General features: G+C 62.4%; 24 protein-coding genes. 10 read left to right on the top strand and 14 right to left on the bottom strand.

Going from position 1 to position 25,519, the window contains the following annotated elements; translation table 11 throughout:
- Positions 1–3 precede the first annotated feature (3 nt).
- The 6 genes from NKK51_RS11750 to NKK51_RS11725 all read left to right on the top strand — a co-directional run bounded on the left by NKK51_RS11750 (position 4) and on the right by NKK51_RS11725 (position 4,218).
- The gene (locus NKK51_RS11750) at positions 4–438 is read left to right on the top strand and encodes a DUF983 domain-containing protein (RefSeq protein ID WP_352553077.1); all 435 of its coding nucleotides are present in this window, start codon (positions 4–6) and stop codon (positions 436–438) included.
- An 86-nt stretch (positions 439–524) separates the two neighbouring features.
- Positions 525–1,265, top strand: coding sequence for an NUDIX hydrolase (locus NKK51_RS11745; protein ID WP_352552944.1), 741 nt, complete (start codon positions 525–527; stop codon positions 1,263–1,265).
- Between the two features lie 78 nt (positions 1,266–1,343).
- Positions 1,344–2,522, top strand: coding sequence for an MFS transporter (locus NKK51_RS11740; RefSeq protein WP_352552942.1), 1,179 nt, complete (start codon positions 1,344–1,346; stop codon positions 2,520–2,522).
- Between the two features lie 111 nt (positions 2,523–2,633).
- Positions 2,634–3,092, top strand: a complete 459-nt coding sequence (locus NKK51_RS11735; protein WP_352552940.1) for a YqfO family protein — start codon at positions 2,634–2,636, stop codon at positions 3,090–3,092.
- Between the two features lie 153 nt (positions 3,093–3,245).
- A complete protein-coding gene (rpmG, locus tag NKK51_RS11730) occupies positions 3,246–3,413 on the top strand; it encodes a 50S ribosomal protein L33 (RefSeq protein ID WP_006201775.1) in 168 nt (55 codons plus the stop codon).
- Between the two features lie 595 nt (positions 3,414–4,008).
- The gene (locus tag NKK51_RS11725; protein ID WP_013531922.1) at positions 4,009–4,218 is read left to right on the top strand and encodes a hypothetical protein; all 210 of its coding nucleotides are present in this window, start codon (positions 4,009–4,011) and stop codon (positions 4,216–4,218) included.
- A 310-nt stretch (positions 4,219–4,528) separates the two neighbouring features.
- Here NKK51_RS11725 and NKK51_RS11720 read toward each other — a convergent pair whose 3' ends face one another.
- The 9 genes from NKK51_RS11720 to NKK51_RS11680 all read right to left on the bottom strand — a co-directional run bounded on the left by NKK51_RS11720 (position 4,529) and on the right by NKK51_RS11680 (position 14,676).
- Positions 4,529–5,596, bottom strand: coding sequence for an ABC transporter ATP-binding protein (locus NKK51_RS11720; protein WP_352440269.1), 1,068 nt, complete (start codon positions 5,594–5,596; stop codon positions 4,529–4,531).
- A gap of 4 nt (positions 5,597–5,600) precedes the next feature.
- Positions 5,601–6,449, bottom strand: coding sequence for a carbohydrate ABC transporter permease (locus NKK51_RS11715; protein WP_027036797.1), 849 nt, complete (start codon positions 6,447–6,449; stop codon positions 5,601–5,603).
- Positions 6,449–7,372 carry a carbohydrate ABC transporter permease gene (locus NKK51_RS11710; RefSeq protein WP_292177192.1) on the bottom strand — a complete coding sequence of 308 codons (924 nt, stop codon included), beginning with the start codon at positions 7,370–7,372 and terminating at the stop codon, positions 6,449–6,451. The genes NKK51_RS11715 and NKK51_RS11710 overlap by 1 nt, the downstream gene beginning before the upstream one ends.
- A gap of 177 nt (positions 7,373–7,549) precedes the next feature.
- Positions 7,550–8,827, bottom strand: a complete 1,278-nt coding sequence (locus NKK51_RS11705; RefSeq protein WP_352552938.1) for an ABC transporter substrate-binding protein — start codon at positions 8,825–8,827, stop codon at positions 7,550–7,552.
- Positions 8,828–8,856: 29 nt separating this feature from the next.
- Positions 8,857–10,044 (bottom strand): PLP-dependent transferase, encoded by a 1,188-nt coding sequence (locus tag NKK51_RS11700; RefSeq protein ID WP_352552936.1) that lies wholly within the window; start codon positions 10,042–10,044, stop codon positions 8,857–8,859.
- Positions 10,041–10,775 carry a FadR/GntR family transcriptional regulator gene (locus NKK51_RS11695; RefSeq protein WP_352440267.1) on the bottom strand — a complete coding sequence of 245 codons (735 nt, stop codon included), beginning with the start codon at positions 10,773–10,775 and terminating at the stop codon, positions 10,041–10,043. The genes NKK51_RS11700 and NKK51_RS11695 overlap by 4 nt, the downstream gene beginning before the upstream one ends.
- 139 nt (positions 10,776–10,914) lie before the next feature.
- Complete coding sequence (locus tag NKK51_RS11690) at positions 10,915–12,384, bottom strand: FAD-dependent monooxygenase (RefSeq protein ID WP_352553075.1); 1,470 nt, start codon at positions 12,382–12,384, stop codon at positions 10,915–10,917.
- Positions 12,385–12,912: 528 nt separating this feature from the next.
- A complete protein-coding gene (locus NKK51_RS11685) occupies positions 12,913–14,286 on the bottom strand; it encodes a PleD family two-component system response regulator (protein ID WP_023810534.1) in 1,374 nt (457 codons plus the stop codon).
- 33 nt (positions 14,287–14,319) lie between these two features.
- Positions 14,320–14,676, bottom strand: a complete 357-nt coding sequence (locus NKK51_RS11680) for a response regulator (RefSeq protein WP_276325614.1) — start codon at positions 14,674–14,676, stop codon at positions 14,320–14,322.
- A 260-nt stretch (positions 14,677–14,936) separates the two neighbouring features.
- On the opposite strand from NKK51_RS11680, the gene NKK51_RS11675 reads away from it, so the two are divergent.
- Positions 14,937–15,236 (top strand): DUF3572 domain-containing protein, encoded by a 300-nt coding sequence (locus NKK51_RS11675; protein ID WP_027036805.1) that lies wholly within the window; start codon positions 14,937–14,939, stop codon positions 15,234–15,236.
- Positions 15,233–15,886, top strand: a complete 654-nt coding sequence (locus NKK51_RS11670; protein WP_027036806.1) for a hypothetical protein — start codon at positions 15,233–15,235, stop codon at positions 15,884–15,886. Before NKK51_RS11675 ends, NKK51_RS11670 begins: the two co-directional genes overlap by 4 nt.
- Positions 15,887–15,903: 17 nt before the next feature.
- Here NKK51_RS11670 and NKK51_RS11665 read toward each other — a convergent pair whose 3' ends face one another.
- Both NKK51_RS11665 and NKK51_RS11660 read right to left on the bottom strand, forming a co-directional pair.
- The gene (locus NKK51_RS11665) at positions 15,904–17,427 is read right to left on the bottom strand and encodes a hypothetical protein (protein WP_352552933.1); all 1,524 of its coding nucleotides are present in this window, start codon (positions 17,425–17,427) and stop codon (positions 15,904–15,906) included.
- 107 nt (positions 17,428–17,534) lie between these two features.
- The gene (locus NKK51_RS11660; protein ID WP_023810530.1) at positions 17,535–18,110 is read right to left on the bottom strand and encodes a GNAT family N-acetyltransferase; all 576 of its coding nucleotides are present in this window, start codon (positions 18,108–18,110) and stop codon (positions 17,535–17,537) included.
- Between the two features lie 65 nt (positions 18,111–18,175).
- On the opposite strand from NKK51_RS11660, the gene NKK51_RS11655 reads away from it, so the two are divergent.
- Positions 18,176–19,504, top strand: a complete 1,329-nt coding sequence (locus NKK51_RS11655) for a DNA polymerase IV (RefSeq protein WP_128303383.1) — start codon at positions 18,176–18,178, stop codon at positions 19,502–19,504.
- Here NKK51_RS11655 and NKK51_RS11650 read toward each other — a convergent pair.
- Entirely contained in the window at positions 19,501–20,007 is a 507-nt protein-coding gene (locus tag NKK51_RS11650; protein WP_352440262.1) for a hypothetical protein, read from the bottom strand. The genes NKK51_RS11655 and NKK51_RS11650 overlap by 4 nt on opposite strands.
- Before the next feature lie 197 nt (positions 20,008–20,204).
- On the opposite strand from NKK51_RS11650, the gene NKK51_RS11645 reads away from it, so the two are divergent.
- Positions 20,205–21,086, top strand: coding sequence for a DMT family transporter (locus NKK51_RS11645; RefSeq protein ID WP_352552931.1), 882 nt, complete (start codon positions 20,205–20,207; stop codon positions 21,084–21,086).
- A gap of 12 nt (positions 21,087–21,098) precedes the next feature.
- Here NKK51_RS11645 and NKK51_RS11640 read toward each other — a convergent pair whose 3' ends face one another.
- Positions 21,099–21,902 (bottom strand): potassium channel family protein, encoded by an 804-nt coding sequence (locus tag NKK51_RS11640; protein WP_128303380.1) that lies wholly within the window; start codon positions 21,900–21,902, stop codon positions 21,099–21,101.
- A 67-nt stretch (positions 21,903–21,969) separates the two neighbouring features.
- Positions 21,970–25,497 (bottom strand): DNA polymerase III subunit alpha, encoded by a 3,528-nt coding sequence (dnaE, locus tag NKK51_RS11635; protein ID WP_352552929.1) that lies wholly within the window; start codon positions 25,495–25,497, stop codon positions 21,970–21,972.
- Between the last annotated feature and the right edge of the window lie 22 nt (positions 25,498–25,519).

Below are 25,519 nucleotides of genomic sequence, written 5' to 3'. Positions count from 1 at the left end.
GCCATGGAAGAACAGGTTTTCGGCGGAGAACATCACTCGGGCCGGACCGCGCGCCCGCTGTGGACGGCGATGAAGCGCGGCCTGCTCGGCCGCTGCCCGCATTGCGGCGAAGGCAAGCTGTTTCGCGCTTTCACCAAGACCGTCGACACATGCAGTGTCTGCGGCGAGGAATTGCATCACCACCGGGCCGACGACCTGCCCGCCTATCTCGTCATCGTCATCGTCGGCCACATCGTGCTGGGCGCCTTCATGGGCGTTGAGGCGACGTCGACGCTGTCCACATGGCAGCACATCGCCATCTGGGTGCCGCTGACCATCCTTTTGTCGGTTGCGCTGCTGCAGCCGATCAAGGGTGCCGTCATCGGACTGCAATGGGCCTTCTATATGCACGGCTTCGGCGGCGAGCACGACGTGATCGAGCCGCATCCCGGAGCCTAGGCCGCAGCCAAGAATGCTGCCTGGTGCAACATACCGACCGTGAAAGGCCACTTTCGCTTGCCAGAAGTTTTCGCTAGGTCCTGCGCATGGACGGTATGACCAAGGCGGAAGTCGACAGGATCGAGCGGAGCATGATCGCTCATAGCGACCGGCCAATCCGCCCGCGCGACGCGGCAACCCTCATCCTGCTCGACCGCAAGGACGATGATGTGCTGGTTCTGATGGGTCGCCGTCATGCCGGCCACGCCTTCATGCCGGGCAAGTTCGTCTTTCCCGGCGGCCGCACCGATCCGGCCGACAGCCGCATACCGGTCGTCGCCGCCTTGCACCCGGAGCAGGAAGCCAGGCTGATCGCCGGGCCAGGCCGCACAAGCGCCGCACGAGCCCGCGCCATCGCCCTGTCGGCCATCCGCGAAACCTATGAGGAAGCCGGGCTGCTGATCGGCCGCAAGGGTGCTTTCGCAACCCTCAGGCCCGATTGGCAAGGCTTTGCCGAACACGGCGTGCAACCCTCTCTCGACATGCTGCGCTTCGTTGCGCGCGCCATCACGCCGCCCAACCGGGTGCGCCGCTTCGACACGCGCTTCTTCAGCGCCTGGCGTGACGACGTCGCCGTCGAACTGCCCGGTGGCGGTCCCACCAACGAGCTCGAAGAGCTGGTCTGGCTGCCGCTCGCCAAGGCCAGGGAAGCCGACATACCCGACATCACCCAAATGATCCTGGACGAGCTGCAAAAGCGCCTCGCCCATGACCCGCTGTTGCGTCCGGGCGGTCCCGTGCCCTTCTACCGGCTTGTCCGCAACCGCTTCACCCGCGAACTTCTCTAGAGCAATTCCAGGAGAAGTGTGACGCGGTTTTCCGCCCGGAATTGCGTAAGATCAAACAGACAGAGTATTCAGCATCCCATGACGGTCGATACCCAACCACAGGGCGACAAACGCGTACACTGGCTGCCGATGGTGGCGGCGATCTCGTCGATCAGCGTCGTCGGCATCGCCATCGGCCTTGGCATGCCGCTGCTCAGCGTCATCCTCGAAACGCGCGGCCATTCGGCTTCGATGATCGGCCTCAACACCGCCGTTGCCGGCCTCGCCTCGATCGCCGGTGCGCCGCTGGCGACCCCGCTCGCCATGCGGTTCGGCGTTGCCTGGACCATGATCGCCATGATCGCCGCCGGCGCGCTGGCCTTTGTCGGCTTTCATTTCGCACCCGATTTCTGGATGTGGTTTCCGCTGCGCATCGTGCTGCACATTGCGCTGACGGTGCTGTTCATCCTGTCCGAATTCTGGATCAGCACCTCGGCGCCGCCGCACCGACGCGGCCTTGTGCTGGGCATTTATGCCACTGTCCTGTCGCTCGGCTTTGCCGCCGGACCGTGGCTGTTCGCCCATCTCGGCAGTTCCGGCTTCAGGCCGTTCGGCGTCATCATCGCGTTGGTGACGCTGGCGGCCATACCCGTGCTGGCAGCACGCAACGAGAGCCCGTCGATCGCCTCGGATGGCGAAACCAGCAATTTCCTGCGCTACATCTGGCTGGTGCCGTCGGCGACCGCTGCCGTGCTGGTGTTCGGCGCGGTGGAAACCGGCGGCTTTGCGCTGTTCCCGATCTATGGCAGCCGAATCGGCTATTCCGAAGCCGATGCAGCACTTCTGCTGACCATGATCGGCCTCGGCAATGTGTTGTTGCAGATCCCGATCGGCATGATCAGCGACCGCGTCAGCGATCGCCGCTACCTGCTGATTGCCTGCGCCACGGTCGGTCTTATCGGCACCGTCTTCATGCCCTTCTTCGCCCAGAATTGGCATCTGATGGCCGCGCTTCTGTTCGTCTGGGGCGGCGTCGTCGCTGCCATGTACACGATCGGCCTCGCCCATCTCGGCTCGCAGCTTTCCGGCCATGAACTGGCGTCGGCCAACGCCGCCTTCGTGCTGTGCTACGGCGTCGGCATGGTGCTCGGCCCGCAGGCGATCGGCATCGGCATGGATGCGTTCGGCCCGTCCGGCTTCGGCTGGTCGCTCGGCCTGTTCTTCGCCGCCTATATCGCTTTGGTCGCCGTCAGGTTGGTTCGCAAGATCCTGCTGTAGCGCGACTGTGGCCAGCCATGCATTTGGCACGGCACGGAGACAGGCTGCTGACAGAACCGTGTCAGGAGCACAGGGCTAAAAAGGCGTCCCAAAACACTCGAGGACCCTTCCATGATCGACAGCGGCTTTGAAACCACATCGCTACGAATGACACTGCTTCTGCTTGTAACGTTCCAGGCTCCGGCCGCCGACGTCGACCGCATCATGGATGCCGTGGTGGCGATAGCGCCGCTGGCCATGGGCAAGTATGACCGCAATGCCTATCAGTCGGCGCACGGCATCGAACGCTACAGGCCGCTTGACGGTGCGGCCGCCGGCGCCGAAACCGAATTGAGGCGGCGGCCCGGCACGGTCGAGGTTTCCTTCGAACTGCCGGACGATCAGGCGCTGGCCGCTCGTGTCGTCGAGGCGATTTTCCAAGCACATTCCTATCAGGAACCGGTGATCCGCATTCAACCGATTCTCGCCAGCCGTTCCAAGGGGCTGGACGACCGCGCCAATCCGAATCGCTGGTGGAACACGACCGGAGACTGGAAGAAGGTTACTGCACCGGCGACAGAAACCGCATGATTTCCGTTCACCAGCAGGCTCAGGCGGATCGCACGAGGCTTGCCGGGCTTGACTTTCCGGGCGCGTTCTTTATGTGTCGCGCCAAGTTTCCCGCGTCCGGGTGTTTCCCCGTGCTCCAGCGGCCAAAACCCCACGAACAAACGGACTGATATCATGGCCAAAGCCGCAAACATCAAGATCAAGCTTCTGTCGACCGCCGACACCGGTTTCTTCTACGTGACCAGCAAGAACAGCCGCACCAAGACCGACAAGCTGTCGTTCCGCAAGTACGACCCGGTCGCCAAGAAGCACGTCGAATTCAAGGAAACCAAGATCAAGTAATCTGGGTTTCTCGCTGCAATGCCGAAACGCCGCCCAATGGGCGGCGTTTTTCGTTTGTAGCCAATTGATTTCGTTGCATCCGAGCAGAGACTCCAGCCAAAGGATTGACCCTTCGCCAGGGTTGCGGCACCCTTGGCCGTGGGTTGGGTGTCACGAACAAGGCGCCTATGGATGTCGAAGAAGTTGAAAGCTGCAATCATTGCAGCCCTTGTCGCTCTGGCTGCTGGTTTCGCCGTCAGCAACGGGCTGATAAGCCAGCAGACGGCCGATGAGATCAAGGCCAGGACTGACCAGGTTCTGACTGAGGAAGAGGCCGCACAGCCTGCACCTCAGCCTGACAGCCCCGCCCCGCCTTCCACGGAACCCACACCGCAGGCTCCGGCCCCTCCCGCCGCGGCACCCCCGCAAGGATCACAACCGGGTCAATGAAGAAGCCCCGCCAGAATGGGCTCCTCTCGTGCGATCGCGCCATCACCATACCTGCTGAGTGTATCGTTTTAATACAATCGCCGATTGGTAGACTTGCACCACGGATAGGCAGTTAGTTTCAGCGTCAGGCAAAAAGGGGGGAAATGCCTCGCACTGGGAGAAAACGATGTCCGTACAAAAAGGCGACTTTCGAACCAACAGAGCCGACTACGTGATTGCCGCGATGCATGGCGGAGTGACCGCCGAAGACAGCGTTCGAGACGAGAACCTGGCAAGGAGAAAGAAGTCCCTGTGGCTGAAGGAGCGGCGATCGGCCAAGTCGGCTGAGAACCCGTTGGACAGCTCGCCGCTGTCTAAAAGAAGCCCTCGCGGTTAGCGATTTACAATCACCTTCCGCGATCACACCATATCCGCACACAACCCACTCACCCATATTGCAGGTGCCGCCGTCGGTGTTGACTAGCTCCGACGGCGGCCTAGTTCGTGGCGAAATAACCTCCGTTTTTTGAGAAGACGGCGGGACCAAGGTCTTGTGCTCGACACGCAAAGGTCCGAGTGGTCCTGTTAGGTTCCGGAAATGTCTCTTGGACGTTCCGCTATTTTATCCAATTGAAATGTAGCGTTACCGTGTATTCCCGCCCGATAGCGGCGCGTGATCCTGCCCGCATCCGCCCTGGCTGAGTCCCTCAGCCGATGCGCTCACCGCTCTTCGGATCGAATAGATGCAGCTGGTGTGGTTCGGCCGCCAACCGTACCTCGTCGCCGGGCTTCACGCCGGCACGGCCCATAGCAAAGACGCAAAGCTGCTGGCTGGCCAGCTTGACGTAGAACTGCGTCGAAAGCCCGAGCGGCTCGACCACACCCACCTCGCCCTTCAACGCGCCGTCATCCGCCAACTTGATATGCTCGGGCCGCAAACCGACGGTGATGGCGTCACCATCCTTGAGCGGCAGGCCTTCCGGCAGCCTCAGCGCCTGGCCGTCGGTCAGCACGGCCTCCGGGGTAGCGCCCTCCCGAACCGTCGCCGGCAGGAAATTCATGCCGGGTGAACCGATGAAACCGGCGACGAACATGTTGGCCGGCCGATCGTAGAGATCGAGCGGCGCGCCGACCTGCTGGATCAGCCCGTCATGCATGACGACGATCCGGTCGGCCATGGTCATCGCCTCGATCTGGTCGTGCGTGACATAAACCGATGTCGTCTTCAGCTGCTGGTGCAGCGCCTTGATCTCGGCGCGCATATGGACGCGCAGCTTGGCGTCGAGGTTCGACAGCGGTTCGTCGAACAGGAAGACCTTGGGATCCCGCACGATGGCACGGCCCATGGCGACGCGCTGGCGCTGGCCGCCCGACAATTGCCGCGGCAGGCGCTGCAGGAAGGTGTCGAGCCCGAGCCGCTTGGCGGCGCCGTCCACCCTGGCATCGATCGTCGTCTTCTGCGCCTTCTTCAAGAGCAGGCTGAAACCCATGTTCTTCGACACGTCCATATGCGGATAGAGCGCATAGGACTGGAACACCATGGCGATGTCGCGGTCCTTGGGTGCTACGTCGTTGACCAGCCGCTCGCCGATGCGGATCTCGCCGCCGGAAGCCTCCTCCAGCCCGGCGATCATGCGCAAGAGCGTGGACTTGCCGCAGCCTGACGGCCCAACCAGGACCACGAACTCGCCATCGGCGATTTCAAGGTCGACCGCGTGCAGGACGCGGACGGCGCCATAGTCCTTGCGGACGTTTTCGAGCGTAACAGAGGCCATCGATCTATCCTTTGACGGCGCCGGCGGTCAGGCCGGTGACGAGATAGCGTTGCAGGAAGGCGAAGAAGATACAGACCGGGATCAGCGCCAGGATGGACGCCGCCATCATCTGTCCCCAGTCGACGGCGAACTTGCCGATGAAGGTGAGCAAGCCGACGGCAAAGGTCTTTTGGTCGTCGCTGGAAATCAGCATCAGCGCGAACAGAAGCTCGCTCCAGGCGGCGGTGAAGACGAAGCCGAGCGTTGCGCCCATGCCCGGTAGCGTCAACGGCACGATCACCTTGCGCATCGCCTGCGCTCGGGTGCAGCCGTCAATCATCGCGGCCTCCTCCAAATCCTTTGGGATGCCGTCGAAGAAGGACTGCATCAGGAAGGTGGCAAAGGCCGTGTTGAAGGCGGTGTAGATGATGATCAGCCCGGTCAGGCTGTTGATCAGGCCGATCTGACCCATCACGCGGTAGATCGGCGGAATGACCATCACCAGCGGAAAGGTCTGGGTCAAAAGCAACATCAGCGCCAGTGCCGCCTTGCCGCGAAAGGTGAAGCGCGACATTGCATAGCCGGCGAGCGTGGCGATGATTGTCACCAGTGCCGCCGTCGATACCGAGACGATGACGCTGTTGAGGAAATAACGCGGAAAATCGGTGGCCTCGAGCACGGTGACGAAATTCTGCAGCGTCATGTGCGACGGCCAGAAGGTGATGCCTTCGGAATAGAGAAGCCGCTCCGGCGTGACCGAGATTTTTAGCGTCCAGTAGATCGGGAACAGGGCAAAGAGCACGTAGGCCGCGATTGCCGCGTAGAGGCCGATGCCGCCGAAGAAGCGCTGCGAGGTTGAGCGTCCTGCGATCATCAGACGTGCCTCACCAGGGTGCGGCGGATACCGATCAGCGCAATCGCATAAGCAATGAGCAGGACGAGCAGCAGCACCGCCACCGCCGAGGCATAGCCCTTGTCCAGCGATTTGAAGGCGCTGACATAGATGTAGACCGGCACCGTGTTGGTCGAGCCGGCTGGCCCGCCCTCCGTCATGACGAAGATCAGGTCGGCGAAGGTGGCGATCCAGATGGTGCGCAACATCACGGTGATGGCGATGGTCGGCGCCAGAAACGGCAGCGTCACCTTGGTGAAGCGCTGCCAGGGCGAAGCGCCGTCGATGGCCGCCGCCTCATGCAGTTCCGATGGAATGGATTTCAGTGCCGCCAAGAGCGTGATGGCGAAGAACGGAATGCCGAACCAGATATTGGCGACGATCGGCCCCCACATGGCGGTTGACGGATCGGACAGCACATTGGTCGGCTCGGCCTTCAGCCCCAATGCAAACAGCCAGTGCGGCAACGGGCCGATGATCGGATTGAACAGCCAGGCCCAGGTCAGGCCTGACAGGAAGGACGGCACCGCCCAGGGCAGGAACACCAGGGCTTGCACGGCCTTGCGGCCGCGAAATGGCTTGTCGAGCAGCAGCGCCAGGCCGAGGCCAAGGAAGAACTGGAAAAACAGACTGGCGACGGTCCACCACAACGTGTTGACCAGCGCCTGCCCCAGCACCTGATCCGACAGCATCGCCTGATACTGCCCAAGCCCGACATATTCGGACTTGAACGCCGAGAATTTGCGGAAGGAGTAGCTGATGCCGATGACCAGCGGCACCAGAAGCACCACGACCAGCAGGATGATCGCCGGGCTGAGATAGAGCCATGGCTCGATTGCGGCGTGGGATAACCGCTTGCGGCGCGGCTGGCCGGCGGATCGTATTTCGGACACGGCATAGGTCATTGGTTTAGGGGTCACTCCTGGAACGTCGGCTGGCGGAGAGTGTCCTTCTCCCCGTGAAACTGGGAGAAGATGCCGTAGACAGATGAGGGGCAGCGCTAACCTGGCAGAAGCTAGTGCTGCCCTCATCCGTCACTTCGTGACACCTTCTCCCCGTGAACGGGGAGAAGGGAAGAAAAACTACTTCTTGTTCTTCGCCAGCCAATCCTGCTGTTCCTTGGTCAGGAAGGCAGCCCACTGGTCGGCGACGTCCTTGGCCGTCTTCTGGCCAAGCAGCACTTCCTGAAAATTCTTGATCGCCACCTGGTCGACGAAATTGCCGAGGTTCTCCAGATGCGTCGGCGGGGTGACCATTTCATATTTGGAGCTGTCGCTGAGCTCCGTAAACCAGCCCTTGAACTGCTCCGTCTTGAAATGGGGATCCTGGTCGGCGCCGTTGTGGATCGGGACAACGCCGACTTCCTTGGCCCATTCCAGATTGTCCTTCGGCGACAGAAGCGTCGCCATCAGTTTCCAGGCGTCGTCCTTGTGCTGCGAGTTGGCGAACATCGCCCAGCCGGCATAGCCCAGCGTCGGATAGGATTTGCCGCTCGGCCCGACCGGCAATGGCGCTACCGCGAAATCGTCGGCGCTCATCTTGTCGGCAATGCCGAGCAGCGCGTCCGGATCCTGGTTGAGCATGGCGCAGGTGCCGGAATAGAAGCCGGTGACCGTTTCGTTGAAACCCCAACTCACCGCATCCTTAGGCGCCAGTCCGTCCTTGTACATGTCGGCCATCATCTGCAGGCCCTTGACCGAGCCTTCTTCGTTGATCGTCGAAGTGCCATCCTCGTTGAAGTAGCCACCCTTGCCGGCGGCGATGTTCATGAACATGTGCATGCCGTTGAAAGCGCCCGGCCCGCCGCGCAGGCAGTAGCCATATTTGCCCGGCAACGCAGAGATTTTCTTGGCGTCGGCGATGAAATCATCGAGCGTCGCCGGCGGGCCATCGAGGCCGGCTTCCTTGAACAGTTTCTTGTTCCAGAACAGCGCGTTCACATAGTAGCCGTAAGGGATCATGAACTGGGTGTTGTTGACGGTCGAGCCGAACTGCTTGGCGCGGTCGCCCAGCGTCTTGGCATCATCCCATTTGGCCATATAGGGGCCGAGATCCTCGAGCTGGGCATTGTTGGCGTAGAGGCCCATCCAGCGTTCCGGCATTTCGACGATGTCAGGCGTATCGCCGGCCTGCACCATGGTCAGGAATTTCTCGAACGCCTGGCCCCAGGGCAGCGAGATAAGCTCGACCTTGATGCCCGGATTGGCGGTTTCGAATTCGGCGATCTGCTTCTTCAGGAATTCGGTGCGCGGCGGGCTGGTGATGACTTCGACCATTTTCAGGGTCGAGTCGGCCACAGCACTTCCGGCGGAAATCGCCAGTCCCGCAACGGTGGCAAGCATGACGGTCAGTTTTTTCATGTTCAAGACTCCCATTTTGAACCCGCTTGTTATTTTCTGGCTTTTTCGAAGGCTTGGGCGACATCCGCCCACAGGTCTTCGACACTCTCCAATCCGATATTGAAGCGGATGGTTCGGGGGCTGACGCCGAAGCGCGCCATCGAATTCAGGCCAGGCGTCTGCTCCAGCGACGCCTTGGCCGGCACGACCAGGCTTTCATGCCCGCCCCAGCTGACGCCGATGCGGAAATATTTCATCGCATCGACGAAGACGGGGATGTCGATCTCGTCCGTCACCTCGAAGGAGAACAGACCGGCATAGCCGGCCAGTGTCGCCTTGCCCGGATGGTTCGAATAGACAGGATGGTTGACGCGCTCGACATTGGCATGCGCCTTCAGCCGTTCGGCGATGGTCAGGCCGCTCTTCATGTGGTGCGGCAGGCGCAGCGGCAGCGTGCGCAAGCCGCGCAGCAACAGCCAGGCTTCGAATGGCGACAGCTTGCCGCCGAGATAGGAATAGGTCTGCTCGTTGATGTGCTTGATATGAGCGGCCGAACCCGCGACGACGCCAGCGACGGTGTCGCTGTGGCCGCCAAGGTATTTCGAGGCCGAATGCAGCACCAGGTCGACGCCATGCGCGATCGGCTTCTGGAACACCGGCGTCGCCCAGGAATTGTCGATGGTGGTGACGATGCCCTGTTCCTTGGCCAGCCGTGTCAGATGCGCGATGTCCTGCAGCTCGAACATCATCGAGGTCGGGCTTTCCAGGTAGAGCAGCTTGGCGCCGGGAAGTGCCGCCGCGACCGCATCCGGGTCGGAGCCGTCGACATAGTCGACCTTGATGTTGAGCCGAGGCAACAGCCGCTCGAACAGCCGGTAGGCATCGCCATAGCAATTGCGCACCGCCACGATGCGCTCGCCTGCCCCAACGAACGCAAGCACCGTGGCACTGATCGCCGCCATGCCGCTGGAAAAGCCGCGCGCGGCTTCTGCGCCCTCAAGCGCTGCCACGCGCGCCTCGAACTCCATCACCGTCGGATTGTCGCCGCGCGAATAGATCGGCTGCTTTCGTTTGCCAGCAAAGGTATCGGCCATCTCGGCATAGCTGGCGAAGGTGAACAGCGAGGTCTGGTAGATCGGCGGCACCACCGCACCGCCAGGGAACGGTTCGTCATGCGCCAAGAGTGTCGCCGCCTCGGCGAGATAGTCGTGATCGGAACCGGATGGATGCTCGTTCATGTCTGGCTCGAAAGTTTGAGTTTGGCGGCACCGCGCTTGAGATCGTCCTCGACGGTAGCGATCAGCTTGAGGGCTTCGGCGCGGGCGCCCTGCGGGTCACGGGCTGCGATGCATTCGTAGATGGTGCGGTGATAGGGAAAGCTGGCATGGCCGAAATCGCGAACGCCGAGCGGATGCTCCCAGAAGCGGTGGAACAACTCGTACATGGCGGCGATGATCTGCTCGAACAGCGGATTACCCGAGGCCCGGTAGATCGCCTGGTGGAACTCCCAATCCTCTTCCGCCGACATGCCGTCGCGCGTGCGGAACGCCTGCTCCATGATGTCGAGCTTGCGTGCGATTTCGGCGATATCTGCCTGGCTGGCGCGTTCGGCGCAAAGAGCTGCGGCCTCCGCCTCCAGCGCGCGGCGGATCTCCATCGTCTGCATCAGGCTGGTGAAATCATTGCCGCCCGCCAGCGTCAGCGGCATGTGCAGCATATCGTGTGAAACAGCCGCCTTGAGATAGGTGCCGCTGCCCTGCCGCCTCTCGACGAGGCCGAGCCCTTCCCAGCGTGTCAGCGCCTCGCGCACGGTGTTGCGGCTGACCTTCAGCCGCTCGGCCAGAATACGCTCGGTTGGAAGCCGCTCGCCCGGCTGCAAGGCCTCGGCGCGAACAAAGCCCACCAACGCCTTCAGCACGGCGTCATCGCGCGCCGTCGTCTGGATGGGTGGCAGGCTGTTCTGGTCCACATTTCCTCCAAGTGGTCCAATGGTCCAACCAATTTCTGCACAGAAGGAAGCTCCTGTCAACCAACTGTCAGGAGCACTGTCGGAGGGAGCGACGCAATATTTTCAAGGCGGTCGCGCGATCGCGCTTCGATCGTATCTGCTAATCTGAGGCAGCAGGCGACCCGAACCAGGTGGTCAGCGCGTCCACCAGCCCCTGTTGGGTTCCCGCCCCGGCCCAAGCCACATAACCATCGGGCCGGATCAAGACGGCGCCGGGCGCGGCGACCCTCCCGAGCACCGGGAGGTCCCAGATACCGGCGTAACCGGCGTCGATCTGCCGGACCCGATCAGCCCAGGGCGCGAGGTCCAGCCTGCCGGGCTCACCGAAGTTGAGCAGCACGGGCCGCGCGTCGTGCAGCAAGGTGAAGACCCGCAACGGTCCGTCAGCGGTGGCCAGATCGAGATCGGGCATTCGCCGCCCAAGCAGCGGATGCCCCTCGCCGAAGTCGTAATGGACGCCCAGGCCGGACATCTCGGCGGCGATCCGTTTGCGGGGCTCATCCATGCCGAGCAACTCGGCAAAGATGTCGTTCAATGCCTTGCTGCGGTCATCCGTACGACGAAGAGCGACCTGTGCCATCGTGTTGCGCAACACGCGGGCAGCGACCGGATGGCGTTCGGTGTGATAGCTGTCGAGCAGGCTTTCCGGTGATATCAGCTTGACCACTTGGGCGAGCTTCCATCCCAGGTTAACCGCGTCCTGCACGCCGATGTTGAGGCCCTGTCCGCCCATCGGCGGGTGGACGTGCGCTGCGTCACCGGCCAGCAGGACGCGTCTGTCGCGGTATTTCACGGCTTGTCGCGTCATGTCGGTGAACCGCGAGAGCCAGGTCGGATTGTGGACCCCGTAATCGGTGCCGTAGATGGCGATCAGCGCCTCGCTGAGCTCGCGCAGGGACGGTTCGCCGCGGGCCTCCAGGTTCGGTTCCGTCAGCACGACGCCAACTTTTTTGCCGTCCTCGATCTTACCCAGGGCATGAATTCCGAAGGCGTTGCTGCGGAAGCCCCATTCCGGCTCTTCCGATATCTCGACCTCGGCAATCATCCAGCTCATCGTCGGATCCCATCCGGCGAACTCAATACCGGCTGATTTGCGAACGGTGCTGCGGCCTCCGTCGCAACCAACCAGATATGTCGTCTTCAGCCGGTGGCCGTTGGACAGTTTGACATCGACGCCGCTGGCGTCCTGGATAAACCCCGCAACCTCGTGTCCGCGATAGATCGGCACCTTCAACTCGCCGACCCAGTCGGCCAGGATGCGCTCGATGTGGTTTTGCCGCAGTGCCAGCAGATAATTGTGGCGCGTGGGAAAATCGCTGATGTCTAACCGGATCATGTGCAAGCCCACGGACGGCGATGTCTGTCCCTGTGAAAGGAACCGATCCGCAATTCCGCGCTGGTCGAGCACCTCAAGAGTGCGCGCATGCAGGCCGCCTGCGCGCAATCCTGCCAGTTTCTGATCCGGTCGCCTTTCGACAATGGCAACGTCCATGCCTGCCAGCGCCAGTTCGCCTGCCAGCATCAATCCCGTCGGACCACCCCCGGCGATCACAACCGCATGATCTGACATCATTGTCATAACTCCCGTTTTCCGCACCCTGGCTTGGGTCGCGGGTTTACGGGAGGAGCCGGGTCTTGCCGCAAGCCCCTTGTGCGCCATATCTGTGAAATGGAAGGGGTGCTCTTCCCCTCATCGTTGGCTGCTCTCACAGCGAAACTGTGTTGGAACGGCTAGAACGGGTGTTCCGATTTCACATGCAAAAACGCAGATTCCTCCGTGCTTTGGCACGGAGTTCTGATGTTCTTTTGGAGAGAAGGGGGCCGGTCGGCGTTTGGCAGCGGTACGAGGAGGCCACTATGTGCCAGCGCCGGCCGGCCGACCCCACGGACCCAGGAGATGCGGCGGACCTGAGCATCATGGGGTATTCCCAGGGAACGGAGCCGGCTTTCTATCCTCGTGCCGGCTTCGTCTTGGCCTGCACAGTTGCGCAAGAGCTTATGAAAATCAACAGTTTCTTAACCAAGGCTCGCGAATCGCTTGGATTAAGGTAAACGGGTAACCCTGTCGGGTTGACTGGATATTCGGAGCCTTGGCCGGTTATGCGGCTTTGGCAACAACCCGGTTGCGGCCGCCGCTCTTGGCTTCGTAGAGCGCGAGATCGGCACGCTTCATCAGCGCCGCCACCGTGTCCACGCCCTTCAGCACCGACGACACGCCGACGCTGACCGTGACTTCGATCGCCTTGCCGTCCTGCCCGATGGCGAAAGCCGCCTGGGCGATTTCGGCGCGAATGCGCTCGGCTACCTTCTCGGCCACCGCGCCCTCGGTGTCCGGCATCACCACGACGAACTCCTCGCCGCCAAAGCGGCAGGCAAGGTCGATACCCCTGACATTCTTGCGCAGCCGTCGTGCGAATTCCCGCAGGACCTCGTCGCCGCCGTCATGACCGTGCGCGTCGTTGATCGCCTTGAAGCGGTCGAGGTCAGTGATCATCACCGACAGCGGCCGGCGCCGCGCCACGGCGCGATCGAACAGCGTCTGCAGGTGGCTGTCCAGATAGCGGCGGTTGTGCAGCCCGGTCAGTCCATCGGTCACCGCCATTTCGATGGTCTGGGTGACGCTGGCGCGCAGCTGGTCGTTGTAACGCTTGCGGCGCACCTGGGTGCGCAGCCGCGCCGTCAACTCCTGCTGGTCGATCGGCCGCATCAGATAATCATTGATGCCGAGTTCGAGGCCGCGGATGATGCGTTCCTCCTCGCCCTCCTCCGCCAACAGAATGATCGGCACGAAACGGGTGCGATCGAGCGAGCGCAACTGCGAACAGAGCCTCAGCGGATCGAAATCGGCGAACGCGGTCGAGATCATCACGCATTCATAGGACGTCTCGGCGGCCTGGAAGAAACCGGCATGCGGATCATGTGTGACGTCGAGGTCGGCCCGGTCGCGCAGCATCTTCTGGATGCGCTCGACGGATGATTTGCGCTCGTCGATCAAAAGCACTTTCGGAGTCGTGTCCTCGGATGCGAAATTGCGGCTGAGCAACTCCTCGATGCCGATGTTGCGCGTCGTCGAGGCGCGCAGCCGCAACTCGTCGGTCAGCGACTTCAGGCGAACCAGGCTCTTGACGCGCGTCATCAGTTGCAGATCGTTGACCGGCTTGGTCAGGAAGTCGTCGGCGCCGGCCTCGAGTCCGCGGACGCGGTCGGAAACCTGGTCGAGCGCGGTGATCATCACCACCGGAATGTGCGATGTCGCCGGATCGCTCTTCAGCCGCCGACAGACCTCGAAGCCGTCCATGTCCGGCATCATAACGTCGAGCAGCACGACATCGACCTTGCCGTTCTCGCAGGTCTCGATCGCATCCGGCCCATTGGTGGCGGTCAGCACTTCGAAATATTCGGCCAGCAGCCGCACTTCCAGCAGCCGCACATTGGCAGGGATATCGTCGACGACGAGGATCCGCGCAGTCATTTCACAACGCTCCGGCTCGGCTGAAGGGGCACATCACGCATCGCCCAGATAGGATTTGATGGTTTCGATGAAACGCGGCACCGAGATCGGCTTCGAAATATAAGCCTCGCAGCCACCCTGGCGGATGCGTTCCTCGTCGCCCTTCATGGCGAAGGCGGTCACCGCAATGACCGGGATGACGTGCAGTTCGTCGTCCTCCTTCAGCCATTTGGTCACTTCAAGCCCCGACACTTCAGGCAACTGGATATCCATCAGGATGAGATCCGGCTTGTGCAGGCGCGCCAGATCGAGCGCTTCCAGACCGTTGCGGGTGCGCACGGTCTCGTAACCGCTTGCCTCGATGAGGTCCCGAAAGAGCTTCATGTTGAGCTCATTGTCCTCGACGATCATAACCTTCTTCGGCATCGATATCCCGTCCCGGCCGTCCTTCCGCTTCGAAGGCGACCGTCATGCGCCCAAGTCTGAACGCACCAACCCTGCTTCACTTTACGGCAATATGATTGACGAAACGGAAATCCCCGGCTGGAAAACAGCGCGAATTCCACCTCGTCGCCTGCGCGTCCAAAGGGCGCGCCACGCTCTAATGGCTTGCCGCAAGCAACTCTTGCCATTACTGCGGGAGAGACTCATTCCACACACCGAAGGTAGTGATGGCAAACGCAGCGTCAATGCGCGAAGAAGCGGAATCGATTGCCGTGAAGGCCCTGGGCTTCGTCGCCTCCGATCCGGAGCTTCTGCCGCGCTTTCTGGCAATCACCGGCATAGAGGTCCATTCGATCCGCAAAGCCGCCAGCGAGCCGGGTTTTCTGGCCGGTGTCCTGCAATTCATCCTCGCCCACGAGCCGACTCTGATGCGCTTTGCCGAGGAAACCGGCACCCCGCCGGCTTCTGTCGGCAAGGCCTTGCGGTCGCTGCCGCTGGGCGACGACAACCACGAGCATTCCATATGAGCGATGATCCGGAAACCGCGCGCCAGATTGAAGAACTGGCAGCCGACGACCGACCCTTGCTTGTGCTCGATGTCGACGATGTCGTGCTCGAATTCATCCGACCGTTTCCGAATTTCCTCAAGGCGCGCGGCTATGGCCTGACGCTGGCCTCGTTTCGGCTGACCGGCAACATCGCAGAGACCGCCAGCGGCCGCCTGATCGAACAGCCCGAAGTCACGGCACTGCTGGCCGATTTCTTTGACGCGCAAGCCGATTGGCAAAACATTACGGACGGCGCGGCAGAAGCCCTGGCAGGGTTTGGCGATCGCGCGGAAATCGTTTTGCTGACGGCCATGCCGCACAAACACCGCGCCGTGCGTCGCGTCCATCTCGACGCGCTTGGGCTGAGCTACCCGCTTCTGACCACTGAAATGGCCAAAGGACCGGCAGTGGCCAAGCTTCGCGGCAGGGCCGGCCGACCGGTGGTCTTCGTCGACGATCAGCCGCACAATCTGGCGTCGGTACGGGAATCGGTCGCCGACGCCGAACTGTTCCACCTGATGGCCGACAATTCGCTGCGCGCATTCCTGCCGCCGGTGACGGACGATGTGGTCGTCGTCCAGGACTGGCACGAGGCAGCGCCCAAGATCGCAAGCGCGCTGGGGCTCTGAACTCCAGCTTCAGGGGTTCAGTTCGCACCTGCGCCGCCGCTGTCGTCTCCGCTGTCATCGGCGCCGTCACCATCATCCACGCTGTCGTCCACGGCCGGATCGGCAGGCTTCAGCATGACGCCATTGACGGTGACCGAACCGTCGGCCTTGGCATTGACGACCCATTCCAGCCGGCCATCGGGTAGCGTCTTGCCAAAGCCCTTCGCCATGAGAGCGACTGGCACGTATTGGCCAACCTCCGGTTCCGACTTTGCCGCTTGCTGCAGGCCTTCGACAAGCTTGTCGAAGCCGGCGACATCGACGGTTACGCTTCCTTCGGGCTTTTCGCCTGGGAATGTCATCTCGCCTTCCAGCGCGATCTCCGTGTCCTTGTTCTTCACGGTGCTGTGGCCAAGCACGACCTTCGGCATCCTGGCCATGAAGTCGACCTTAAGTTGCTCGCCGAATTCGGCCGACAGCGGCGGATTCTTATTGAGATCAAAGGCTTCGATCGCCTTCTTCGCCATGCTGTCGAGATCGATATTGGCGCCGCCAAAGTTCAAATCGACATCGGTGGGCAACAACCCCACGCTCCAGCTCGGCAGAAGCTGGGTCGGCACGGTCAGCCCCGATGCCTTGATGCCGTACGTGATCGTGCCGTTCTCGGCCACGCCATCGGTGCCGAACACGGTGCTGAGCTGGGTGGCGCCGAAATTGCCGACCGGGCTTTCCACCGCGAAATCCTTGAAACCGTAGGTCCCGTCGATACGCTGCCAAAGCGGCAAGGCGGCGAGCAGAAGCGATTTGAGCTGCGCCTGGTTGTCCTTCAGCGTCGCCTCGTCCTCGTTGGCCACCGCAAATGCCAGGAGATCGAGCAATGGCTTGGTCCGCACGCCCTTGCCGCTGGCTTCGACCGACAGTTCAGGCGACCTGACGGTGACCGGGAATTTCAGCCCGCTCTCGGGGTCATCGAAATTGATCGCTTCGACAAAACTCGACACCTTCTGCGAGGTTGTGAAATCGACGCCCCCGGTCGCCGACTTGGTCGCGGCAACGGTCGCGATGCCGGCGCCCGTGCTGGCTTCCATGTGCTGCTTGGCATCCTTCGATGCCATCGTCATGCCGGCCATCGAGCTGGTGCCGCTGGTAAAGGCCGCCAGATTTGGATCGTAGACGCCCGAACCCTTGCCGTCCTTGATCGAAAACTGAGTGCTTTGCAGCCCCTCGGGTCCGTTGAACTCGAAGGAGGCGGTTTGGGAGAAATCCATGGAGACATCCCAGGACCCGTCGCTGCGCGGCTTGACCATCAAGGCATAGGGCGCGAAGTCGAACTTCAGCAGTTTCTGGTCCGGAAATGATGCGGCAAGTGCCTTGAAATCGAACACGATCTTGTAGGCGCCACCTTCGAGCGAAACCTTCAAAATGCCTTTGTCGATGGCCTGCTTGCCGACATAGCGGGACAAGTCGTCGGACAATTGCTTCGCACCCTGACTGTCGGCGGTCTGGCTGAAAGCAGGGGCACTCAACGCAAGAAGGAACACGAATGGCAGGGCACGGTTCACGCGAATTCTCCGTTTGACCTAGAAGAAAGACTTTGTCCGTCTGGTATGAAATTACCGCTGCAACCGCAAGGTGAGATCGACAACGGCACCCGGGCAGACCATCTCGATCAAAGCACCAGCCGCATCAGCGGGCGACCGGCCTTGCGTTCCACCAGCCGCTCGAAACCCGCCTTCTCGAAGACCCGTGACGAACCGACGAACAGGCCGATCGAGCGCGAATCGCGAGACAGGTCCATCGGGCACGCCTCGAGCAGCCGGGCCCCATTCTGGCGGGCGAAACCTATGCCGCCTTCGACGAGGCGATGCGTGATGCCCCTGCCGCGCGCCTTGGCGCGGATGAAGAAGCAGGAGATCGCCCAAACGGCCGCATCCCCCGCGTCGGCAGGATCGACCGGTGCCGACCCCCTGCCCTGATTGTTCCATTCGGGCACGTCGGCGCGCGGTCCGATCTGCATCCAGCCAACCGCCTGGCCATCCTCGAATGCCAGCAGTCCGGGCGGCGGGCCGGCTTCGATACGCGCCTTGATGTGGTCCTTGTTGCGTTCCCGGCTGCTCTCGCGGCGCATCGCCGGCGCCAGCCGGAAATGCGTGCACCAGCAGCCGTAGCAGGCGCCTTGCTTGCCGAAGAGGTCCTCGAATTCAGCCCAAAGCTCGGGCGCAAGCGGCGCTATGGTCGTGCTCATGCGTTCTCCCCAGGCCAGCCTTGTCGCTGGCCTTGCACTGTCGTACCATTGCTTCTGTTCTCTTTATGTTCGCAGCGATGGCGGCCCCTGTCAACAATCCCGATCACGGTTTTTGCCGCGACTGCCTGATGTTTCAGCGCAGCCCGACGCGCCGCTGCGAGCGCTGCGGCAGCCCCCGGCTTGTGCGTCATCCCGAGCTTTACCGGCTGCATCTGGCCCATATCGATTGCGACGCCTTCTATGCGGCGATCGAAAAGCGCGACAATCCGGCGCTCAAGGACAAGCCGCTGATCATCGGCGGCGGCAAGCGCGGCGTCGTCTCCACCGCCTGTTACATCGCCCGCATCCAGGGCGTCCGCTCGGCCATGCCGATGTTCAAGGCGCTCGAAGCCTGCCCGGAGGCGGTCGTCATCAGCCCCAACATGGAAAAATACGTGCGCGTCGGCCGCGAAGTGCGCGCCATGATGCAAGCGCTGACACCGCTGGTCGAGCCGCTGTCGATCGACGAGGCGTTTCTCGACCTCGCCGGCACCGAACGACTGCACGGCCTGCCGCCTGCTGTGGTGCTGGCGCGCTTCGCGCAGGCCGTCGAGAAGGAGATCGGCATCACCGTTTCGGCCGGCCTGTCCTATTGCAAGTTCCTTGCCAAGATTGCGTCTGATTTTCGCAAGCCGCGCGGTTTCTCGGTCATCGGCGAGGCCGAGGCAGTCGGCTTCCTGGCGGCGCAGCCGGTGACCATGATCTGGGGTGTCGGAAAGGCATTCAACGCCACCCTGGAGCGTGACGGCATCCGCACTATCGGCCAGTTGCAGCAGATGGATCGCGGCGACCTGATGCGCCGCTACGGCACGATGGGCGACCGGCTCTACCACCTTTCGCGCGGCGAGGACGTCCGCCGCGTCGATCCCGACCAGGATGCCAAGAGCGTATCGGCCGAAACCACCTTCGACACCGACATCGCGTCGCTAGAGGAACTGGTCGCGGTTCTCAGGGGTCTTTCGGAAAAGGTTTCGGCACGGCTGAAAAAGTCAGGCATTGCCGGGCGCACTGTGGTGCTGAAACTGAAGAGCCAGGATTTCAAGCTGCGCACGCGCAATCGCCAGCTCGGCGATCCGACCCGGCTCGCCGACCGCATCTTTCAGACCGGGGTGGAGCTTCTGCGCAAGGAAACCGACGGCACGAAATATCGGCTGCTCGGCATCGGTGTCAGCGACCTCTCGGACGACGACAAGGCCGACCCGCCCGATCTGGTCGACATCCAATCGCGCAAGCGCGCCATGGCCGAAGGCGCCATCGATGCCCTCCGCGACAAGTTCGGCCGCAAGGCGGTGGAAACCGGCTACACATTCGGCAAGGGCCGCGACGCCCATCCGCCGGAGCCGCTCGAGGATTAGGTGCGCTGCAGATCAATCCTGCTCGTCACCACGCTCTTGCCGGTTTTCGGGTCGGTGTCGATGACGGTCAGCCGCATGCCGTTCTCGCCGCGTTTCTCGACCTTCATCTGCGCCCTTCGGTCGCCATTGACCTCCTTGGCCCAGCGAATGCCCAGGTTGATCGCGTTGCCCGAACGGCTGCCGTTGAGCTGTGCCGGTCCCGTGCGAGAGCCGACATAGGTGCCGCTGTATTTGGCGCCGCTGGCCTTCAGATCCGCGCTGATGGCACGCGTGACCACGACAAGCCCCCGGCAATTGCCGTCGAGCGACAGGGAGGTCGATGTCGCGTTCGAGCTGAACGTGCAGGACACGTTCACGGTCGGCGCATCGGTGGTGACCTTGACGATACCCCTGCCGGCGAAATTGCCCTTGAACGACTGGAGAAATTGCGTCTCGTCGGCATGTGCCGCGCCTGCCGCAACCAGTAAACCGCCGGCAAGCGCGAATTGCGCGAAGGATCTCATCGAAGCTCTCCCTGTCGATCTTCAAAAAGGCGGGACGGTCCGCCAGCACGGCTGACCATCGGGATTCAACGCCACTTGCCGTTTCAGGTTCCGCCCGCCACATGACTGTTTTACAATATCCAGCCAGTCGCGACTGGCCCAGAAGAATGCCTTGCGTAGCGATTGCGGCAGAAGTCCTGGCCTGCGACATAGCGCGAATGGCACCCACACCCTCGATCCCCAAGGCCGCGTTCTGGATGGCGCTGTCGATCGCTTCCTTCCTTGGGATGACGGTCGCCGGCCGAGCCACGACAGCGGAGCTCAACGTCTTCCAGGTGCTGGAGTTGCGCTCTGTGATCGGCTTCTTCATCCTTCTGCCGCTGGTGATGACGAGTGGCGGCTTTCAAGCCATGCGCACGCGGCGCCCCATTGCCCATATCGCCCGCAACGTCATCCACTACACGGGCCAGGCGGCCTGGCTCTACGCCCTCACTTTGATCCCGCTGGCCGTGCTGATCTCGATCGAATTCACCACGCCGATCTGGACAGCTATCCTGGCGGTGATTTTTCTTGACGAAAGGCTCAACCGGCCCAAGCTGGCAGCGATCGGGCTGGGGCTGATCGGCGTGGTGATCATCGTGCGCCCCGGTGTCGGCTCGATCGATCCTGGACATCTCGTCGTGCTGGGTGCCGCGGCCTGCTTCGGCATCTCGGTGGTCACGATCAAATCGCTGACCCGGACGGACAGCGTCGTGCGCATCATCTGCTGGATGCTGATTATCCAGTCGATAGTCGGTCTCATCCCGGCGCTCTATACGTGGCGCAACCCGCCACTGGAGCTGTGGCCATGGATCGTGCTGATCGCCTTCACCGGCATGTCGTCGCATTTCTGCATGGCCCGTGCGCTTGGTCATGCCGACGCGACTATCGTCTCGCCGATGGATTTCCTGCGCGTGCCGCTGTCGGCGCTGATTGGCTGGCTGCTCTATAGCGAGCAGATCGACGCCTTCACCGCTGGTGGCGCGCTGCTGATCCTGATGGGCAATCTGCTCAATCTTCAGCGCAGGCCAATGAAGCCGGCCGAAGTGGCGGCGTCGTAGTCCCGCCGGCCGTCAGTTCCCTTCGTCGGGTATGTTGAGAAGATGGCCGCAGGCTTTGCAATGCACGGCGTCCGGCTCGTGCCGCCGCAGGCCGCACTGCGGGCAGGGAAACAAAACCTTGGCTGGCCGGAAGATCGCCTGAGCCAGTCTGACAAACAGCGATATGCCGATGATCATGGTGACGATTGCCGTCAGCTTGCCGGCCATGCCCGGCAGCACAATGTCGCCGAAGCCGGTCGTCGTCACCGTGGCGACGGTGAAATAAAGCGCGTCGATATAGTTTTCCAGACCGGCGCCAGTGCGGAAGAAGAACGTGTAGACGAAGCCAGTGATGACGAACAGGAAGGTCAAAAGGTTGATGACGGCGTGGCTGGCCTCGCGCCACGGCCGCAGGCCGCGCATCTCCAGATGCCGCCAGAGCGAACCGCTGCGCGACAACGACCACAGCCGCAGGATGCGCAGGAAGGCGAGATTGGCGAACGCCGTCGGCATCAGCAGCGTCAAAAGGATGAAGACATCGACCCACGACGTCGGCTGCTTCATCAGCCGCAGCATGTTTTTGGAGGCAAGCAGCCGGGCGATCAGGTCCGCGGCGACAAGCGCGGCCGCCGAATAGTCGAGCCAGAGGAATGACGGCTTGTCCTGAAGGACCGGCGTCGCGATGAAGAAGGCGATGATGGCGAGGTCGATGACGACGGCCACCAGTTGGAACCGGAAAGCGGCCGGCGTGCGCCCATGATAGAGCCTGCGCAGCCTGTCACGCAGCCGCGCCAAGGCTGAAACCGCCTGCGACCCGTTCCTCTGCGCCGGCTTCATGCTGACTGCGCTGGCGTTCGCGGCAGCGACCGCCAGGCTGATTGCCGCGCGCGAGAAAGAGCGGGGGTCACACCAACTCCACTTCGACCACGCCCGGCACCGCGCGCATCGCCGAGGCGATCTGCGGCGAAATCCGGTAGCGGTTCGGCAGCTCGATCTCGATTTCCCCCTCGCCCTCTTCCTTGATCAGCACGAAGCTGACCTGGCCTTCGCCCCTGACGGTCAGTTGGCCGGCCAGCGTGTTGATCGGCGCGGCGTTGCGCACGAAGATGCGAAGTGCCTTCTGGATACGGCTTGCCTCGTCCTCCAGCGACTGCACTGAGTTGATGCGCAGATTGACGCCTTCCGGCCTGTCCTCGGCGGCAACGGTGATGACCACGGAGCGGCCGGCCTCGAGCAGATCGCGATATTGCGCCAGTCCTTCGGAAAACAGCACGGCTTCGTACTGGCCGGATGTGTCAGAAAAGGCGATAACGCCCATCTTGTTGCCGGTGCGCGTCTTGCGCTCCTGCTTGGACGTCACCGTGCCGGCCAGACGGCCGGCGGCGGCACCGCGTTTGACGGCCGCCGAAAACTCGGCCCACGTCTGAACCCGCATCTTCTGCAGGGCCGCCTTGTACTCGTCGAGCGGGTGCGCCGAGAGATAGAAGCCGACCACCTGGAATTCACGGTGCAGCCGGTCGGCGGCGAGCCACGGCTCTGTCGCCGGCAGATTGAGTGCCTGCGACTGGGCGCCGATGGAGGCGCCGAAAATGTCATGCTGGCCGGAAACGGCGTTCTGCTGCGCCAGCGAAGCCAGCCCCATCATGCGTTCCACCCCCGCCATCATCGACGCGCGATCGTGGCCGAAGCAGTCGAGCGCGCCGGCCATGATCAGGCTTTCGAAGACGCGCTTGCCGACGATCTTGGGATCTACCCGCTCGCAGAAATCGGCGAGGTTCTTGAACGGCTTTTCGCCACGCTGGGCAACGATGTGCTCGACCGCCGCGTCGCCGACGCCTTTGAGCGCAGCCAACGAATAGTAGATGCGGTTCTCACCGACCTCGAAGGGACGGAAGCTCGATATCACCGACGGCGCCAGAACCTCGATGCCAAGGCGCAGCGCGTCCTGGCGGAAATCGGCCAGCTTGTCGGTGTTGCCCATGTCGAGCGTCATCGACGCTGCCAGGAACTCGACCGGATAATGCGCCTTGAGATAGGCGGTCTGGTATGAAACCACCGCATAGGCGGCGGCGTGTGATTTGTTGAAACCATAGTCGGCGAACTTGGCCAGCAGGTCGAAAATGAAATCGGCTTGCGGCTTGCCGACGCCACGCTCGACCGCGCCGGAGACGAAGCGCTCGCGCTGCTTGTCCATCTCTGCGCGGATCTTCTTGCCCATGGCGCGGCGCAGCAGATCGGCTTCGCCGAGCGAGTAGCCGGACAGCTCCTGCGCGATCTGCATCACCTGTTCCTGGTACACGATGACGCCTTGCGTCTCTTTCACCAGATGGTCGATCTTGGGATGGATCGACGCCATCTCCTCCTCGCCATGCTTGCGGGCGTTGTAGGTCGGGATGTTCTCCATCGGCCCCGGTCGGTAGAGCGCGACCAGGGCGATGATGTCCTCGATGCAGTCGGGCCGCATGCCGATCAGCGCCTTGCGCATGCCGGCACTTTCCACCTGGAACACGCCGACCACTTCACCGCGCGACAGCATGGCGTAGGTCTCGGGATCGTCGAGCGGGATCGTCGCCAGGTCGATCTCGATGCCGCGCCGGCGGATCAGCTTCACCGCCGTCTCCAGAACGGTCAGCGTCTTCAGGCCGAGGAAGTCGAACTTCACCAGTCCGGCCTGCTCGACATATTTCATGTTGAACTGGGTGACCGGCATGTCCGAGCGCGGATCGCGGTACATCGGCACCAGTTCCGACAGCGGCCGGTCGCCGATGACGATGCCGGCAGCATGGGTCGAGGCGTGGCGATAGAGGCCTTCCAGCTTCTGCGCCATGTCGAGCAGCGTCTGCACGATCGGCTCCCTCTCGGCCTCTTCGGCAAAGCGCGGCTCGTTGGCGATGGCGTCGGCGAGCTTGACCGGATTGGCCGGATTCTGCGGCACCATCTTGGAGAGCTTGTCTACCTGGCCATAGGGCATCTGCAGCACACGGCCGACGTCGCGCAGCACGGCGCGCGCCTGCAGCGTACCGAAGGTGATGATCTGGCCGACCTGGTCGCGGCCGTATTTCTGCTGGACGTAGCGGATGACCTCCTCGCGGCGATCCTGGCAGAAGTCGATGTCGAAGTCGGGCATCGACACGCGGTCGGGATTGAGGAAGCGCTCGAACAGCAGCGAGAAGCGCAGCGGATCGATGTCGGTGATGGTCGTCGAATAGGCGACCAGCGAGCCTGCGCCCGAACCGCGGCCCGGCCCGACCGGAATGCCTTGCGCCTTGGCCCATTTGATGAAGTCGGCAACGATCAGGAAGTAGCCGGGAAACTTCATCTTGGTGATAATGCCAAGCTCGAAGTTCAACCGCTCGCGGTATTGCTCGACTGTATAGCCGGCGGTTGGGCCATGCATGGCGAGGCGCGCGTCGAGCCCCTCATGCGCCTGGCGGGCCAGTTCGTCGGCTTCCGCCTGCACGGCGGCGTCATTGTCGGCGACATCGCCGCCGGTGAAGCGCGGCAGGATCGGATTGCGGTTCTTCGGATAATAGGAGCAGCGCAGCGCGATCTCGACAGTGTTGTCGATCGCCTCCGGCAGATCGGCAAAGAGCCTCGCCATATCGGCCTGGCTGCGCAGGAAATTGTCCGGCGACAGCCGGCGACGATTGTCGGCGGCGACGACCGATCCCTCGGCGATGGCGATCAGCGCGTCATGTGCGTCATAGTCGTCACGAGAGGAAAAGAACGCCTCGTTGGTGGCGACCAGGGGCAGTTCATGGGCATACGCCAGATCGATCGAGGATTTTTCGATCACGCGGTCATAACCGGAAACCCGGTCCAACTCGACATAGAGCCGGTCGCCGAACATCTCCTTGAGGGTCAAAAGCCGGGCTTCGGCCAGGTCGCGGCGATCTTCCTTGAGCGCGGTGCCGATCGGTCCGCGCGGCCCACCGCTGAGGCAGATCAATCCGTCACAATAGCCGTCCATCATTTCGGTGGTCAGGTGCACGGCTTCGCCCGGCGGTGTTTCGAGGTAGACGCGACTGACCAGCCTGACCAGATTGGAATAGCCGGCTTCGGTCGCTGCGAGCAGGACGACCGGCCGCATATCCGGGCCCTGCCGCCTGCGGTCGCGCTGGCCATCGCTGTTTTCGCCGGAAAAGGCGAGCGCGGTCTGGCAGCCGATGATCGGCTGGATGCCGTCCTTCACCGCCTTCTGCGCGAATTCCAGGGCACCGAACAGATTGTTGGTGTCAGTGACGGCAATGGCGGGGGCTTCGTCCTTGACCGCATGAGCCACCACCTTGCCGATCTGCAAGGCGCCTTCCAGCAGCGAATAGGCCGAATGCACGCGCAAATGGACGAAGGGCCGCGCCGGGGCCTCCGGCCGCGCCGCCGCAATCGCTGCTTCGCGCTTCAGGGGATCACGGGGAAGTTTTTCGTCGGCCATGGCGCTGCGTGAAGGTCCTTGA

Source organism: Mesorhizobium sp. M0011 (assembly GCF_040324155.1).
Lineage (GTDB): Bacteria > Pseudomonadota > Alphaproteobacteria > Rhizobiales > Rhizobiaceae > Mesorhizobium.
The sequence above is the reverse complement of the archived record's forward strand: the minus strand, read 5'-3'. Positions and strand labels throughout refer to the sequence as shown.